This is a genomic window from Micromonospora sp. L31, assembly GCF_052068075.1.
Taxonomy (GTDB): domain Bacteria; phylum Actinomycetota; class Actinomycetes; order Mycobacteriales; family Micromonosporaceae; genus Micromonospora; species Micromonospora purpureochromogenes.
The window spans coordinates 58305-72238 of sequence record NZ_JBQHDC010000011.1 but is presented as its reverse complement, the minus strand read 5'-3'; the positions used below and the strand labels follow the sequence as shown (position 1 = coordinate 72238).

Below are 13934 nucleotides of genomic sequence, written 5' to 3'. Positions count from 1 at the left end.
CAACACCGCGATTACCCGGCGCGACCAGGGCAGACGGCCACCGGGCCGGGCGTTCGCGCGGCTCCCGGCGGCGCTAGCGTCGGCCGGGTGACAGGAGACCGGGAGGACGCCGGCGAGGTTCCCGGCCGGGTGCCGGGAGACCGGGAGGACGCCGGCGAGGAGCCCGGCCGGCCGCGGGTGGCGGTGGTGGAGGCGTACGCGGCGCTGGCCCGCCGGGTGCTGGCCCGGCCGGCGCGGCTGGGGCGTACCCGACTGGTGGCGGTCGACGGGCCGAGCGGCGCGGGCAAGAGCGTGTTCGCCGCGCGCCTCGCGGACGCCCTCGCCGCGCTGCCCGGCGGCGAGCGGCCACCGGTGGTGCACACCGACGACCTGCTCGACGGGTGGGACGACCAGTTCACCTTCTGGTCCCGGCTGGAGGAGCGGGTGCTGGCGCCGCTGCGGGCCGGGCAACCCGGGGCGTACCAGCGCTACAGCTGGGTGCGGCGGGGCTTCCTGCCCCGGGCGGTGCCGGTGCCGGTCGCGCCGGTGCTGGTGGTGGAGGGGGTGAGCGCGGCGCGGGCGGCGATCCGCCCCGAGCTGAGCCTGGCGGTGTTCGTCACCGCCCCGGCGCCGCTGCGGCGGGCCCGGGCGCTGGACCGCGACGGCCCGCAGATCCTGCCGGAGCTGCGTCGCTGGCACGCCGGGGAACGCGCGCACTTCGCCGCCGACCGCACGTTCGCGCACGCGGACCTGGTGGTCGACGGCGCGCCGGCGCTGCCGCACGACGCCGCGCGCTACCTCGTGCGCCACCCCGCGAGCTGCGGCGACGCGGCCTCGCGAGGTGCGCCGGGGTAAGGCCGTCATACGATGCCGGTCATGACCACACCGATCATGTCCGAGTCCGAGGTGCGGGCCGCCGTCGAGCGTGAACTGCCCGGTGTCCGCGCCGATCTGGAACGACTCGTCCGCATCCCCGGCATCGCCTTCGAGGGCTTCGACCACTCGCACGTGGAGCGCTCCGCCGAGGCGGTCGCGGAGTTGCTGCGCGGCTGCGGCCTCGACACCCGGATCGTGCGCTCCGGCGGCCAGCCGGCGGTGATCGGGACGAAGCCGGCGCCGCCCGGGGCGCCCACCGTCCTGCTGTACGCCCACCACGACGTGCAGCCGGTCGGCGACCTGTCGCTCTGGGAGTCCGACCCGTTCGAGCCGGTCGAGCGGGACGGCCGCCTCTACGGCCGGGGCGCCGCCGACGACAAGGCCGGCATCATGGCGCACGTCGCGGCGCTGCGCGCCTTCGGCGACCAGCTCCCGGTCGGCGTGGTCCTCTTCATCGAGGGCGAGGAGGAGTACGGCTCCGACTCCCTGGAGCGGCTGCTCGCCGAGCACCGCGACGAGATCGCCTCCGACGTGATCGTGATCGCCGACTCCACCAACTGGGACATCGGCGTGCCGGCGCTGACCACCTCGCTGCGCGGCATCGTCAACTGCTTCGTCGAGGTGCGCACCCTCGACCACGCGGTGCACAGCGGCATGTTCGGCGGCGCGGTGCCGGACGCGCTGACCGCGCTGGTCCGGCTGCTGGCCACCCTGCACGACGACGCCGGTGACGTGGCCGTCGAGGGTCTCGTCGGGCGGGAGGGCGCCAGCGTCGACTACCCGGAGGACCGGTTCCGCGCCGAGGCCGGGCTGGTCGAGGGGGCCGCGCTCTTCGGCACCGGCCGGATCACCGACCGGCTCTGGACCAAGCCCGCGCTGGCGGTGCTCGGCATCGACGCCCCGGCCACCGGCGAGGCGCCGAACGCGTTGGTCCCGTCGGCCAAGGCCAAGCTGAGCGTACGGCTGGCGCCGGGCGACGACCCGAAGCGGGCGTACGACACGCTCCGCGCCCACCTGGAGAAGCACGCGCCGTGGGGCGCCCGGGTGACGGTCACCTTCGAGCACGACGGCGACCCCTGCGTCATCGACGCCTCCGGGCCGATGTTCGACGCCGCCCGGGGCGCCTTCCGCACCGCCTGGGACGGCACCGACCCGGTGGACATCGGCGTCGGCGGCTCCATCCCGTTCATCGCCACCTTCCAGGAGATGTTCCCGCGGGCGGCGATCCTGGTCACCGGCGTCGAGGACCCGCACGCGCGGGCGCACGGCCCGAACGAGAGCCTGCACCTGGGCGAGTTCGCCCGGGTCTGCCTGGCCGAGGCGCTGCTGCTGGCCCGGGTGGCCGAGGCGGGACGCCAGGTCGATTAGGTGACGGAACCGTAACTTCGGGGCCGATGTCGGAGTTTGCGGTGTGTCGGGCGCAGGGCTGTTATAGCCTTTCGAACATGCGTACGAACGACGTGATGGCGCGGCTCGAAGCCGCCGTGAGTGCTCTGGGGGACGTCGACGTCTCCGCGTGGCCCGAGGACACGCTCAAGGAACAGCTCGGCGAGCTCTCGGCCGCGCTGGTCGCCCTCGACGGCGTCCTCTCCCGGGTCGCCGACGAGGTGCGGGCCCGGGGCCTGCGCATCGAGGAGCCCGTCTCCGCCTGAGAGGCCGTCGGGAAACCTCGCGCCGGCTGGACTCCGCCTCGCTCGCCCCGGGGCTTCCCGACAGCCTCTGACCCGCGCCGCCCACCAGGACGGCCCGGGCACGGCAATGCCCGGGTGGTGTCGGGGGTGGCTGGCAGGATGAGGGCGTGCGGTTCCTCGACCTGGCAGCCACCTCCGCGGCGGTCGGCGCCACCAGCGGCCGGCGGGCCAAGGTGGAGCTGCTCGCCGCCGCGCTGCGGGCGCTCGACCCGGCCGAGGTGCCGGCCGGCTCCGGCTACCTCGCCGGCGAGCTGCGCCAGCGGCAGACCGGCGTCGGCTGGGCCGCCCTGCGCGACCTGCCCGCACCGGCCGCCGAGCCGTCCCTGACCGTGGCCGCCGTGGACGCGGCGGTCGACCGGATCGCGGCGGTCAGCGGCCCCGGCTCGCAGGCCCGCCGGCGGGAGCTGCTGGGCGCGCTCTTCGCCGCCGCGACCGCCGACGAGCAGCGGCTGCTGGTCGGGCTGTTCAGCGGAGAGCTGCGCCAGGGTGCCCAGGCGGGGCTGCTCGCCGACGCCATCGCCCGGGCCGCCGAGGTGCCGGTCGCCGCCGTCCGCCGGGCCCTGCTGCTCGCCGGCGACCTGCGCGCGGTGGCGGTCGCCGCGCTCTCCGGGGGCGCCGCCGCGCTGGCCGAGTTCGGGCTCCAGGTCGGCCGGCCGCTCGCCCCGATGCTGGCGCAGAGCGCCCCGTCGGTCGACGCGGCGCTCGACGCCACCGGCGTACCGGCGGTGGTGGACGTCAAGCTCGACGGCATCCGGATCCAGGTGCACCGCTCCGGCGACGACATCGCCGTCTTCACCCGCAGCCTCGACGAGTGCACCGCCCGGGTCCCCGAGGTGGTCGCCGCCGTGCGCGCGCTCCCCGCCCGCGAGCTGGTGCTCGACGGGGAGGCCATCGGGCTGGATGCCACCGGCCGCCCGCTGCCGTTCCAGCAGACCTCCAGCCGGGCCGCCCGCCGCACCACGCCGAGCACCACCGGCGGCGCTCCGGTCGCCCCGGCGGTGCTCGCCGCCGCCCAGACGACCGGCGAGACGGTGCTGACGCCGTACTTCTTCGACCTGCTGCACATCGACGGCGAGGATCTGATCGACCGGCCCGGCCGGGAACGGTGGGCGGCGTTGGCCGGCGCCGTCGACGAGTCGCTGCTGGTCGGGCGGATGGAGGTGGAGGACGCCGAGCGGGCCGGCGTGGCCTTCGCCGCCGCCGTCGACGCCGGCCAGGAGGGCGTCGTGGTGAAGGCGCCGGACGCGCCCTACGACGCCGGCCGGCGCGGCGCGGCCTGGGTGAAGGTCAAGCCCCGGCACACTCTCGACCTGGTGGTGCTGGCGGTGGAGTGGGGCAGCGGCCGGCGGCAGGGCTGGCTCTCCAACCTGCACCTCGGCGCGCGGGATCCGCGCACCGGCGACTTCGTGATGCTCGGCAAGACGTTCAAGGGCCTCACCGACGAGCTGCTGCGCTGGCAGACCGAGCGGTTCCTGTCGCTGGCGGTCGAGCGCGGCGACTGGGTGGTCCGGGTCCGCCCCGAGCAGGTGGTCGAGATCGCCTTCGACGGGGTGCAGACCAGTTCCCGCTACCCGGGCGGGATGGCGCTGCGCTTCGCCCGGGTGGTGCGCTACCGCGAGGACAAGTCCGCCGCCGAGGCGGACACCATCGACATGGTTCGGGCGATCCACGCCGGGCGGGCCGGCGGCTGACCCGCGCCGCCGCCGGGATCAGAACGTCGACAGCGACCGGGCGTAGTTCACCTGGTTGTTGATGTGCTGCACCTGGCCCTGGTCCATCACCGGGATGCGGGCCACGTACTGGTGTGCCCCGTTGACGACCGTCACCTGGACCGTGCCGTGGTGCCGGGTCTCCTTGACCAGCAGGAAGAGCAGGCTGAAGAAGGTCAGGCAGAAGAAGCCCACGATGGCGCAGACCAGCGCCCAGGTGGCGATCTTCTCCTCCTTCTGCCAGAAGTCCGTCACCTGCCAGGACGCGCCGGCCAGCGGCAGCACCCCGGTCGGCGTCCGGATCACCGGCGGGGTGACCACGATCTCGCCGATCTGCACCGCCACCACGTCCGGCCGGGCCGGCGGGTAGCCGGCGGGCAGCAGCGCCGGCGCGGAGAACTGGGCCGGCACCGGGAACGGCGCCGACGGCGCCGAGAAGTGGGCCGGCGGCGCGGAGAACCGCGCCGTCGCGGGCGGCGCGGAGTACGCCACGGGCAGCTGCGCGGTCGGCGGCGACTGCGAGGGTACGTGCGCGACGGGTCCCGCCGGCGGCATGGCGTACGGCGCGGTCGGGGCGGCGGGGTACGGCGCGATCGGGCCGGCGGAATGCGGCGCGGGGAACCGCGCGGTGGGTGCGGTGTGCGGTGCCGGCGGCGCGGAGAACTGGGCGGTGACCGGCGGGGCGTCCGAGGGCGGCATGGCGCTCCACGGGTCGTAGGCCGGGTACGCCGCCGTCGCCGGCTCCGACCGGGCGGTGGTGGGATCAGGGGTCGCCGGCTCGTTGATCACGGGCGGACACTACAACGTCCTCCGCTGTCCCGTGGCCCGCCCGAGTGTCCGGTTTCGTCGGGCTGAGGAGACCGCCGATCGCGCCGTCAGGCCGGGGTGACGGGTTCCGCTGCCCGGTCGACCGGCCCCTTCGGCGCGTCCAGCCCCGCCGCCCGCCGGGCCTCCCGGCGGGCGACCCAGCCGTAGCCGAAGAGTGACATCGCGGCGAAGAGCCACCACTGGATCACGTAGCCGAAGTTCTGCCAGTTGTTGGCGTGCCCGATCGGCACCGCGCGGAACGCCGGGTCGTTCGCCGGGGTCTGCTCGTCCAGCAGCAGGTACGCCCCGTGCACCGGGTACGGCAGCTCGCGGGCGATTTTGTCGACGGTGACCCGGCGGGTCTCCAGCCGGCCGTCGCGCCGGTCCACGCCGGCCCCGCCGGACTCAGTGGGGTGCACCCGGCCGACCACCGTCACCTCGTCGGTCGGCAGGGCGGGCACCTGCGGCATGGCCATCGCGCCGCCCGGCGCGGGCGGGACCCAGCCCCGGTCGACCAGTACGGCCGTGCCGTCGGTCAGCACCAGCGGGGCGAGCACCTCGAATCCGACCTTGCTGTCGACCGTCCGGCCACGGATCAGGACCACGTTCGTGGCGTCGTACCGGCCGGTGGCGGTGACCCGGCTCCACTCGACCCGCTCGGCGGGGGCCGGGCCGACCGAGCCCGCCGCGCCGGTGGGTGCGGGCAGCGCGTCGCGCAGCGGCGCGGGGGTGCCGCGGCTGCCGGCGTCGATGCGCTCGTTGACCGCCGTGCGCTGCTCGTAGCGGTCCAGCTGCCAGTTGCCCAGCAGCACCATCACCGCGGCGGCGACCAGGGTCAGCGCGAGGATGCCCAGCCAGCGTGGGGTCAGCAGGAACCGGTACACGCCACGAGGCTACCCGTATGACCGGGACCACCGACCGCGACGGCCCGGTGCGCCGACCGGTCGGCGGCCGCACGTGTCGGTCTGGGCGGGTATGGTCACGCGAGCGGATCTCCGGTCGGAGATCTTCCCGGTCGTCCGCTTGCCACCACCCGTCGCCCGCGAGGAGTCGATGATGACCGCCGTGCCGCGCCTCGTGCTCAGCGCGCCGTCCTCCGGACACGGCACCAACGCGCTGGCCATCGGGCTGCTCGCCGCCCTCGCCGAACGGGGCCTGGCCGTCGCCGGCTTCAAGGTCGGCCCGGACCACGTCGACGCCGCGTACCTCGGCCTCGCCGCCGGTCGACCCGGGCGCACCCTCGACGCGAGGCTGGTCGGCGCGGACCGGCTCGGCCCGCTCTTCGCGCACGGCGCGGCCGGCGCCGAGCTGGCCGTGGTCCAGGGCACCATGGGGCTGTACGACTCGGTCGCCGGGCGCCCCGATGCGGAGTCCACGGCCGCCGTGGCCACCGCCCTGCGCAGCCCGGTCGTGCTGGTGGTGGACGTGGCGGCGATGGGGCAGTCGGTGGCCGCCCTGGTGCACGGCTTCCGCTCCTACGACGATCAGCTCTGGCTCGGCGGGGTGATCCTCACCCAGGTCGCGTCCCCACGCCACGAGGCGATGCTGCGGCAGGCGCTCGACGACGTCGACGTCCCCGTCTACGGCGCGCTGCGCCGGCACGAGCTGCCCGCGGTGCTGCCGGCCCGGCGGCACGGCGTGCTGCCGGTGGTCGGCGGCGACGCCGAGGCAACCCGCGCGGTGCGGCGCCTCGGCGAGGCGGTGGCCGGCACCGTCGAGCTGGACCGGCTGCTCGCGCTGGCCCGCTCCGCGCCCGCGCTGCCGGTCGAGCCGTGGTCGCCGTCGCCGGCCGCCCCGGTCGAGGGCCGCCCGCTGGTCGCGCTGGCCGGTGGCCCGGGCGGCAGCTACAGCTACGCCGAGACGGCCGAGCTGCTGCGCGCGGCGGGCGCCGAGGTGGTCACCGTCGACCCGCTGCGCGACGAGGCGCTGCCCGCCGGCACCCGGGCGCTTGTGGTCGGCGCCGGCCTGCCCGAGTCGTCCGCCGCCGAACTCTCCGCCAACCGCCGGCTCTGCATCGCCGTGGCCGAGCTGGCCCGCACCGGCCGCCCGGTGCTCGCCGAGGGGGCGGGCCTGCTCTGGCTGGCCCGCGAGCTGGACGGCCGGCCGATGTGCGGGGTGCTGGACGCGATCGGCGCCAGCCGCGACGGCCTGGTCGTCGGCTACCGCGAGGCGACCGCCCGCACCGCCAGCGTGGTCGCCGAGGCCGGGGCGGCCGTGGTCGGCTACAAGCAGCACAGCGCGGTGCTCACCCCCCGGGCCGGTGAGCGCCCGGCGTGGAGCTGGGAGGGCGGCGCTCCCGAGGGCTTCGTCTGGCGGGGCGTGCACGCCTCGCAGTTGGGCCTGCACTGGGCGGCCGATCCGGCCATCGCGACCCGACTGGTGTCGGCGGCCGGGATTGCCGAGGGCGTCGGAGCACCGGCGTGATCGGGCAGGTGGCCGTCCGCCGCTTCCCGGCGTTGACCGTCTCCACCCCGCGTACGGAGGTGCGCCAGCTGCGGGCGGCGGACGCCGACGCGGTCGACGAGGTCTTCGCCGACCGGCAGACCCAGCGCTGGCTGCCGCTGGCCGACGCCAACGGGCAGATCGACGGGCCGGCCTGGTGCACGGATCTGGCCCGGCAGCGGCGCGACAGCGGCGACGGCGACCACTACGCGGTGGTGCGCCGGGAGGACGCCCGGGTGGTCGGCTGCCTGTGGACCCGGCGCACGGACTGGGGCGCCCGGCTCACCGAGGTGTCGTACGCCCTCGCCCCGCACGCCCGTGGGTTCGGGCTGGCCGCCGAGGCGGTGGACGCGCTGGCCATCGCGCTGATCCTGGAGCACGGCTTCCAGCGGGTCGAGCTGCGGGTGGCCCCGGGCAACGTGGCGTCGCGCCGGGTCGCGGAGAAGGCCGGCTTCAGCTACGAGGGCCTGCTGCGCAACGCCGGCTTCGTCCGGGGCGCCCGGGTCGACCTGGAACTCTGGTCCCTGGTCGCCGCCGACCTGCACTGAACGCCCCGCCCGCCACCGCAGCCGCCCCGCGACCCGCCGGCCGGTGAGCGGGGCCGGCGCCCATGACCGCGCCGGCCGTCGACCCTGGCCCAGCGGGGCGGACAGAAGCGCTGCGCCAGGAACCGCACCGTTCCTGACGCAGCGCTCCCGGTCATCCGGGCGGGCGGGCCGGTCTCACCCCACGATGCGGTCCGACGGTGGGGTGAACTGGCGGGGAGCCGTGCCCTTGAGGCCGTCGCGCAGCGTCTGGGCGACCGCGACGACGGGGACCTGGGACTGGCCGTCACCCACCGCGTTGAACGGGTTGTCCGGGTCGGCGATGAAGCTCGCCGCCGCCAGTTCGGGCGTGTAGGCGACGAACCAGGCCGACCGGGTGCTGTCCGTGGTACCGGTCTTGCCGGCCACCGGGCGGCCCACCGTGCCCCGGACGCTGTCCGCCGTCGACCAGCCCCCGCAACTGCCCTTCGCCGGGGTGTCCCCGGTCGGGCAGCGGGCGGCGTCGGTGGCGGCCCGGGCCGCGTCCGCGCTCACCACCTGCCGGCAGCGCGGCTTGGCCACCTCCCGCTGGATGCCGGACGCCGTCCGGTACGTCGCCGGCGTGCCGTCCCGGTTGGTGATCGACATGACCGGCATCGCCTCGCAGTACCGCCCGTCGGCGGCGATCGCGGCGTACGCGTTGGCCAGCTCCAGCGGGGTGGCGTCGGAGACGCCCAGGGTGAACGCGCCCCACTTCTTGGCCTTGGCCGGGGAGGCGTGGTCCCGGTCCACGTCGGTACGCCAGCGCAGCCCGAGCTGCTCGGCGAGCCGAACCCCCTTGTCCGCGCCGATCTGCTCCTCCAGCTGGACGAAGTAGGTGTTCACCGACTTGCCGAAGCCGGACCACATGGTCTGCCGGCCGGTCATCGCCCCGCTGGCGTTGGACGGGGCCCAGCCGTCGTAGACCCTCGACTGGTACCGGTGCGGCGAGTTGTACTCGGTGGACAGCGGCATCCCGGCGTCCAGCGCGGCGAGCATCGGGAACATCTTGAACGTCGATCCGGCCTGGTAGCCGGGGAGGCTGCCGCCGCCGAGCAGGGGCGCCACCGTGTTCGGGTAGTTCGCCTTGACCTTGGGGCCGGCCTCCGGGTTGGAGCTGGACGGGTTCTCGCTGAGGTCCAGTGAGTACGTCCGGTTCACCGCCATCGCCTTCACCCGGCCGGTGCCCGGTTCGGCCACCACGATGCCGTTGGCGAAGGGGCTGCCGACGCCGTCCTTCGCGCCGACGTTCTTCTCCGCCGCCGACTGGATCTTCGGGTCGAGGCTGAGCACGATCCGGTAGCCGCCCCGGCGCAGCTTGTCCATCCGCTCCAGCCGGTTCTCGCCGAACGCGGGCTGCGCGCTCCACCAGTTCTTGACGTAGTCGCAGGCGAAGCCCCAGGTCTGGTACTTGCTTGGCAGTGAGGTGCAGTCGTTGGCCGGGGTCGTCACCCGGGTCCGGATGGGCTCGGACCGGGCCGCGGCCGCGGCGTCCGGGGAGAGGTAGCCGAGCTGGGCCATCCGGTCGAGCACGTAGTTGCGCCGGCCGGTGGCGTCCTTCTGGTCCGAGGTGATCGGGTCGTACTCGGAGGGGGACTTGACCAGCCCGGCGAGGGTGGCCGCCTCGACCGGGGTGAGGGTGGCCGGGGTCTTGGAGAAGAAGATCTGCGCGGCGGCGTAGATGCCGTACGCCCGGTGGCCGAAGTACGCCGAGTTGAGGTAGCGCTCCAGGATCTCCTCCTTGGTCAGCTCCTTCTCGATGTCCAGGGCCATCCGCATCTCCTTGACCTTGCGCAGGCTGGTCTGCTGGGTGGCCTCCTGGACCTCCTTCGGCGTCTTGGCGCTGTCCCGCAGCGCCATCCGGACGTACTGCATGGTCAGGGTCGAGGCGCCCTGGGAGACGCCGCTGGAGCGGGCGTTGGCCACGAAGGCGCGGGCGACGCCCTTCGGGTCGACGCCGTGGTGCTGGTAGAAGCGGTTGTCCTCGGCGGCGACGATCGCCTGCTGGATGTTCGGCGACATGTCCGACAGCTTCGTGTACTGCCGGTACTCCTCGTAGAACATGGTCAGGATCGTCTTGCCGTCGGGGGCGTAGAGGTACGACGTCTCGGCCGGCAGCGCGGTGCGCAGGATGCTCGTCTTCTGCTCCACCGCGTGGGCGGTGGCCTTGGCGCCGAGGCCGGTGAACGCGGCCAACGGGTAGGCCACGGCGGCGACGACGATGCCGGCGATGAGCCCGGCGCGGAGGAGCGGAACGGTACGACCAGCGGCAGCAAGGGGTCGGTTGCTCACAGGGTCAAGTTATGACATTTCCGATTCGGAAATGAGAAGAATTCATAAACGGGCGAGACTGTCGCCGGGCGGTGACGCGACCCACGTTGGGATCCGCTGTCCCGTACGGCGGCTTCCCGGCAGGATCACGGACATGCATGGTCAGCTGATCGAGGTGCCGCCGGGCACCGGGCAAGAACCGGACCTGGGGCACCACGGGGACGCCGAGGCGACCCCGGGCCTGGTCGACCTGGCCGTCAACGTCCGCCGGGACACCATGCCGGACTGGCTGGCCGACCCGCTCACCGCCTCGCTGGCCGAGTTGGCCGCGTACCCGGACCCGGGGCCGGCCCGGGCGGCCGTCGCCGCCCGGCACGGGCGTCCCCCGGCGGAGGTACTGCTCACCGCCGGTGCCGCCGAGGGCTTCGTGCTGCTGGCCCGCGCGCTGGCCGGGGTGCGCCGCCCGGTGGTGGTGCACCCGCAGTTCACCGAGCCGGAGGCCGCGCTGCGCGCCGCCGGGCACCAGGTGGAACGGGTGCTGCTCGACCCGGCCGACGGCTTCCGGCTCGACCCGGCGCGGGTGCCCGCCGACGCCGACCTGGTCATGATCGGCAACCCGACCAACCCCACCTCGGTGCTGCACCCCGCCGCCGCCCTGGCCGCCCTGGCCCGCCCGGGCCGGGTGCTGGTCGTCGACGAGGCGTTCGCCGACACCACCGGAGCCCCCGGCGTGGCCGGCGAGCCCGAGTCGCTGGCCGGCCGGCGCGACCTGCCCGGCCTGGTGGTGGTGCGCAGCCTGACCAAGACGTGGGGGCTGGCCGGCCTGCGGATCGGCTACCTGCTCGGCGAGGCCGCGCTGCTGGACCGGCTGGCCGCCGTCCAGCCGCTCTGGGCCGTCTCCACCCCGGCGCTGGCCGCCGCCACCGCCTGCGCGTCGCCCACCGCCGTCGCGGCCGAGCGCGAGATCGCCGCGCGGCTCGCCGCCGACCGCGACCACCTGGTCACCCGCCTGTCGGCCCTGCCCGGGGTACGCGTCGCGGGCCGCCCGGCCAGCGCCTTCGTCCTGCTGCACCTGGCCGGCGCCGACCGGGTGCGGGAGACCCTGCGCGAGCGCGGCTGGGCCGTGCGACGCGGGGACACCTTCCCCGGCCTGGGCCCGGACTGGCTGCGGGTGGCGGTCCGCGACCCGGCGACCACCGACGCGTTCACCGAGGTACTCGCCGAGATCCTGGAGGCATGATGCTGGAGACCACCATCGCGGCGATCGGGCCGCTCGACGAGCCGGCGATGGCCGCCGCGCGCGACCTCCAGGCCCGGCTGACCAAGCCCGCCGGTTCCCTCGGCGCCCTGGAGGAACTCTCCGTACGCCTCGCCGGGCTGGCCGGCGCCTGCCCGCCGCCGCTGCCCGAGCCGGCGGCGGTGGCGATCTTCGCCGGTGACCATGGCGTGCACGCCCAGGGGGTGACCCCCTGGCCGCAGGAGGTCACCGCCCAGATGATCGCCAACTTCCTGGCCGGTGGGGCGGTGGTCAACGCCTTCGCCCGCCAGGCCGGCGCCTCGGTCACCGTGGTCGACGTCGGCGTGGCCACCCCGCTCCCGGTCGACCCGGACGCCACCGACCCGGCGGTCGGACCCCGCCTGGTCGCCGCGAACGTCCGCCGGGGCACCCGGGACATGACCGTCACCGCGGCGCTCACCCGCGACGAGGCACGCGCGGCGCTGGAGACCGGCATCCGGATCGCCGGCGACCTGGTCGACGCCGGAGCGGGGATCCTGCTCACCGGGGACATGGGCATCGGCAACACCACCCCGTCCGCGGCGCTGGTCGCCGCGCTCACCGGTACCGACCCGGCCGAGGCCACCGGGCGCGGCACCGGGGTGGACGACGAGACGTACCGGCGCAAGGTCGGCGTGGTGCGGACCGCGCTGGACCGGCACCGGCCCGACCCGGCCGACCCCCTCGGCGTGCTGGCCGCCGTCGGTGGCCTGGAGCACGCGGCGCTGGCCGGCCTGATCCTCGGCGCCGCCGCCCGCCGCGTCCCGGTGCTGCTGGACGGGGTGATCGCGGCCAGCGCCGCGCTGGTCGCCGCGGCCCTGGCCCCGGACGCGGTCGGTGCGATGGTCGCCGGGCACCGCTCCGCCGAGCCGGGGGCCACCGTGGCGCTGCGCCACCTCGGCCTGGACCCGCTGATCGACCTCGGCCTGCGCCTCGGCGAGGGCACCGGCGCGCTGCTGGCGCTGCCGGTGGTCACCGGCGCGGTCCGGGTGCTGCACGAGGTCGCCACCTTCGACTCGGCGGGGGTCTCCGAGAAGTGATCGGGAACCCCTACCCTCTCGGCCTGCGGCTCGCCGGCCGGCGGGTGGTCGTGGTGGGCGGGGGAGCGGTCGCCACCCGGCGGGTGCCGGCGCTGCTGGACGCCGGGGCGGACGTCTTCCTCGTCGCGCCGGAGCTGACCCCCGCGCTGCACGCCCACGTCGACGCCGGCCGGCTGCACTGGGCGCCGCGCCGGTTCGCCCCGGCCGACCTGGACGGCGCCTGGCTGGTCCAGGTCGCCGTCGACGACCCGCTCGCCGCCGCGTCGGTCAGCGCCGCCGCCGCCGAGCGGCGGATCTTCTGCGTACGCGCCGACGACCGGTCCGCCGCCACCGCGTGGACGCCGGCGGTGACCCGGCACGGCCCGGTCACCGTGGCGGTGTTCGGCGGTGGTGACCCGCGTCGCGCGATGAGCGTCCGGGACGCCGTGCGCGACCTGCTGAACGTGCGCACCGGTCTGGCCGCCGCCGGGCGGGGCACGACACCGGGCGGGGCCGCACCCGGTCGGGTTGCGCTGGTGGGTGCCGGGCCGGGCGATCCGGAGCTGATCACCGTCAAGGGCTGGCGGCTGCTCACTGAGGCGGACGTGGTGGTCGCCGACCGGCTGGTGCCCGGGCTGCTCCTGGACGAGCTGCGCCCCGACGTCGAGCTGGTGGACGCCTCCAAGATCCCGTACGGCCCGTCCCGGGCCCAGGAGGAGATCAACCGGATCCTGGTGGACCGGGCCCTGGCCGGCAAGGTCGTCGTCCGGCTCAAGGGCGGCGACCCGTACGTCTTCGGCCGGGGCGGCGAGGAACTGCTGGCCTGCGCCGAGGCGGGCGTACCGGTGACCGTGGTGCCGGGCGTGACCAGCGCGATCGCCGTGCCGGCGGTGGCCGGCGTCCCGGTCACCCACCGGGCGGTGGCGCACGAGTTCACCGTCGTCTCCGGGCACGTCGCGCCGGACTCGCCGGACTCGCTGGTGCGCTGGCCGGCCCTGGCCGGCCTGCGCGGCACCCTGGTCGTCTTGATGGGGCTGAAGAACCTCGCCGCGATCACCGCGACGCTCACCGCGCACGGCAGAGACCCGGCCACCCCGGTCGCCGTGGTCCAGGAGGGCACCACCGGCGCCCAGCGGACGCTGCGCTCGACGCTCGGCGCGGTGGCGGCGGACGTGGTGGCGGCGGGCCTGCGCCCGCCCGCCATCGTGGTGATCGGCGACGTGGTGGGCACCCTCGACGTCTGACCGGCGCCCCGGCGCCGGCCCCTTGGCCAACCCCACTCGCGGTCCCCGCGCCGGGCA

The 13934-nt window shown here is 75.7% G+C and carries 12 protein-coding genes; 9 read left to right on the top strand and 3 right to left on the bottom strand.

Annotation, left to right across the window (positions count from 1 at the left end; all coding sequences use genetic code 11):
* Positions 1 to 87 precede the first annotated feature (87 nt).
* The 4 genes from ACTMS9_RS25335 to ACTMS9_RS25320 all read left to right on the top strand — a co-directional run bounded on the left by ACTMS9_RS25335 (position 88) and on the right by ACTMS9_RS25320 (position 4237).
* The gene (locus tag ACTMS9_RS25335; RefSeq protein ID WP_441142742.1) at positions 88 to 834 is read left to right on the top strand and encodes a uridine kinase family protein; all 747 of its coding nucleotides are present in this window, start codon (positions 88 to 90) and stop codon (positions 832 to 834) included.
* 36 nt (positions 835 to 870) lie between these two features.
* Positions 871 to 2223 carry a dipeptidase gene (locus ACTMS9_RS25330; protein ID WP_441143977.1) on the top strand — a complete coding sequence of 451 codons (1353 nt, stop codon included), beginning with the start codon at positions 871 to 873 and terminating at the stop codon, positions 2221 to 2223.
* Positions 2224 to 2300: 77 nt separating this feature from the next.
* Positions 2301 to 2507: a hypothetical protein gene (locus ACTMS9_RS25325; RefSeq protein ID WP_088975693.1), complete on the top strand. Its 207-nt coding sequence runs from the start codon at positions 2301 to 2303 to the stop codon at positions 2505 to 2507.
* A 146-nt stretch (positions 2508 to 2653) separates the two neighbouring features.
* Positions 2654 to 4237: an ATP-dependent DNA ligase gene (locus ACTMS9_RS25320; RefSeq protein WP_441166183.1), complete on the top strand. Its 1584-nt coding sequence runs from the start codon at positions 2654 to 2656 to the stop codon at positions 4235 to 4237.
* Positions 4238 to 4255: 18 nt separating this feature from the next.
* On the opposite strand, the gene ACTMS9_RS25315 is transcribed toward ACTMS9_RS25320, so the two are convergent.
* Together ACTMS9_RS25315 and ACTMS9_RS25310 are read right to left on the bottom strand one after the other, a co-directional pair.
* Complete coding sequence (locus tag ACTMS9_RS25315; protein ID WP_441166182.1) at positions 4256 to 5044, bottom strand: hypothetical protein; 789 nt, start codon at positions 5042 to 5044, stop codon at positions 4256 to 4258.
* A gap of 86 nt (positions 5045 to 5130) precedes the next feature.
* Positions 5131 to 5946, bottom strand: a complete 816-nt coding sequence (locus ACTMS9_RS25310) for an SURF1 family cytochrome oxidase biogenesis protein (protein ID WP_441166181.1) — start codon at positions 5944 to 5946, stop codon at positions 5131 to 5133.
* A 172-nt stretch (positions 5947 to 6118) separates the two neighbouring features.
* Here ACTMS9_RS25310 and ACTMS9_RS25305 point away from each other — a divergent pair, with 172 nt between their 5' ends.
* Together ACTMS9_RS25305 and ACTMS9_RS25300 are read left to right on the top strand one after the other, a co-directional pair.
* Positions 6119 to 7486 (top strand): cobyrinate a,c-diamide synthase, encoded by a 1368-nt coding sequence (locus tag ACTMS9_RS25305; RefSeq protein WP_441166180.1) that lies wholly within the window; start codon positions 6119 to 6121, stop codon positions 7484 to 7486.
* Positions 7483 to 8052: a GNAT family N-acetyltransferase gene (locus ACTMS9_RS25300; protein WP_154942393.1), complete on the top strand. Its 570-nt coding sequence runs from the start codon at positions 7483 to 7485 to the stop codon at positions 8050 to 8052. The genes ACTMS9_RS25305 and ACTMS9_RS25300 overlap by 4 nt, the downstream gene beginning before the upstream one ends.
* Before the next feature lie 174 nt (positions 8053 to 8226).
* Here ACTMS9_RS25300 and ACTMS9_RS25295 read toward each other — a convergent pair whose 3' ends face one another.
* Complete coding sequence (locus ACTMS9_RS25295) at positions 8227 to 10359, bottom strand: transglycosylase domain-containing protein (protein ID WP_441142730.1); 2133 nt, start codon at positions 10357 to 10359, stop codon at positions 8227 to 8229.
* A 133-nt stretch (positions 10360 to 10492) separates the two neighbouring features.
* Here ACTMS9_RS25295 and cobC point away from each other — a divergent pair, with 133 nt between their 5' ends.
* Genes cobC through cobA form a run of 3 tightly spaced genes read left to right on the top strand, consistent with a single transcriptional unit; the run spans position 10493 to position 13877 of the window.
* Positions 10493 to 11578 carry an Rv2231c family pyridoxal phosphate-dependent protein CobC gene (gene cobC / locus ACTMS9_RS25290; protein ID WP_441166179.1) on the top strand — a complete coding sequence of 362 codons (1086 nt, stop codon included), beginning with the start codon at positions 10493 to 10495 and terminating at the stop codon, positions 11576 to 11578.
* Entirely contained in the window at positions 11578 to 12654 is a 1077-nt protein-coding gene (cobT, locus tag ACTMS9_RS25285) for a nicotinate-nucleotide--dimethylbenzimidazole phosphoribosyltransferase (protein ID WP_441143975.1), read from the top strand. Before cobC ends, cobT begins: the two co-directional genes overlap by 1 nt.
* Positions 12651 to 13877 carry a uroporphyrinogen-III C-methyltransferase gene (gene cobA / locus ACTMS9_RS25280; RefSeq protein ID WP_441166178.1) on the top strand — a complete coding sequence of 409 codons (1227 nt, stop codon included), beginning with the start codon at positions 12651 to 12653 and terminating at the stop codon, positions 13875 to 13877. Before cobT ends, cobA begins: the two co-directional genes overlap by 4 nt.
* The last annotated feature ends 57 nt before the right edge of the window (positions 13878 to 13934 follow it).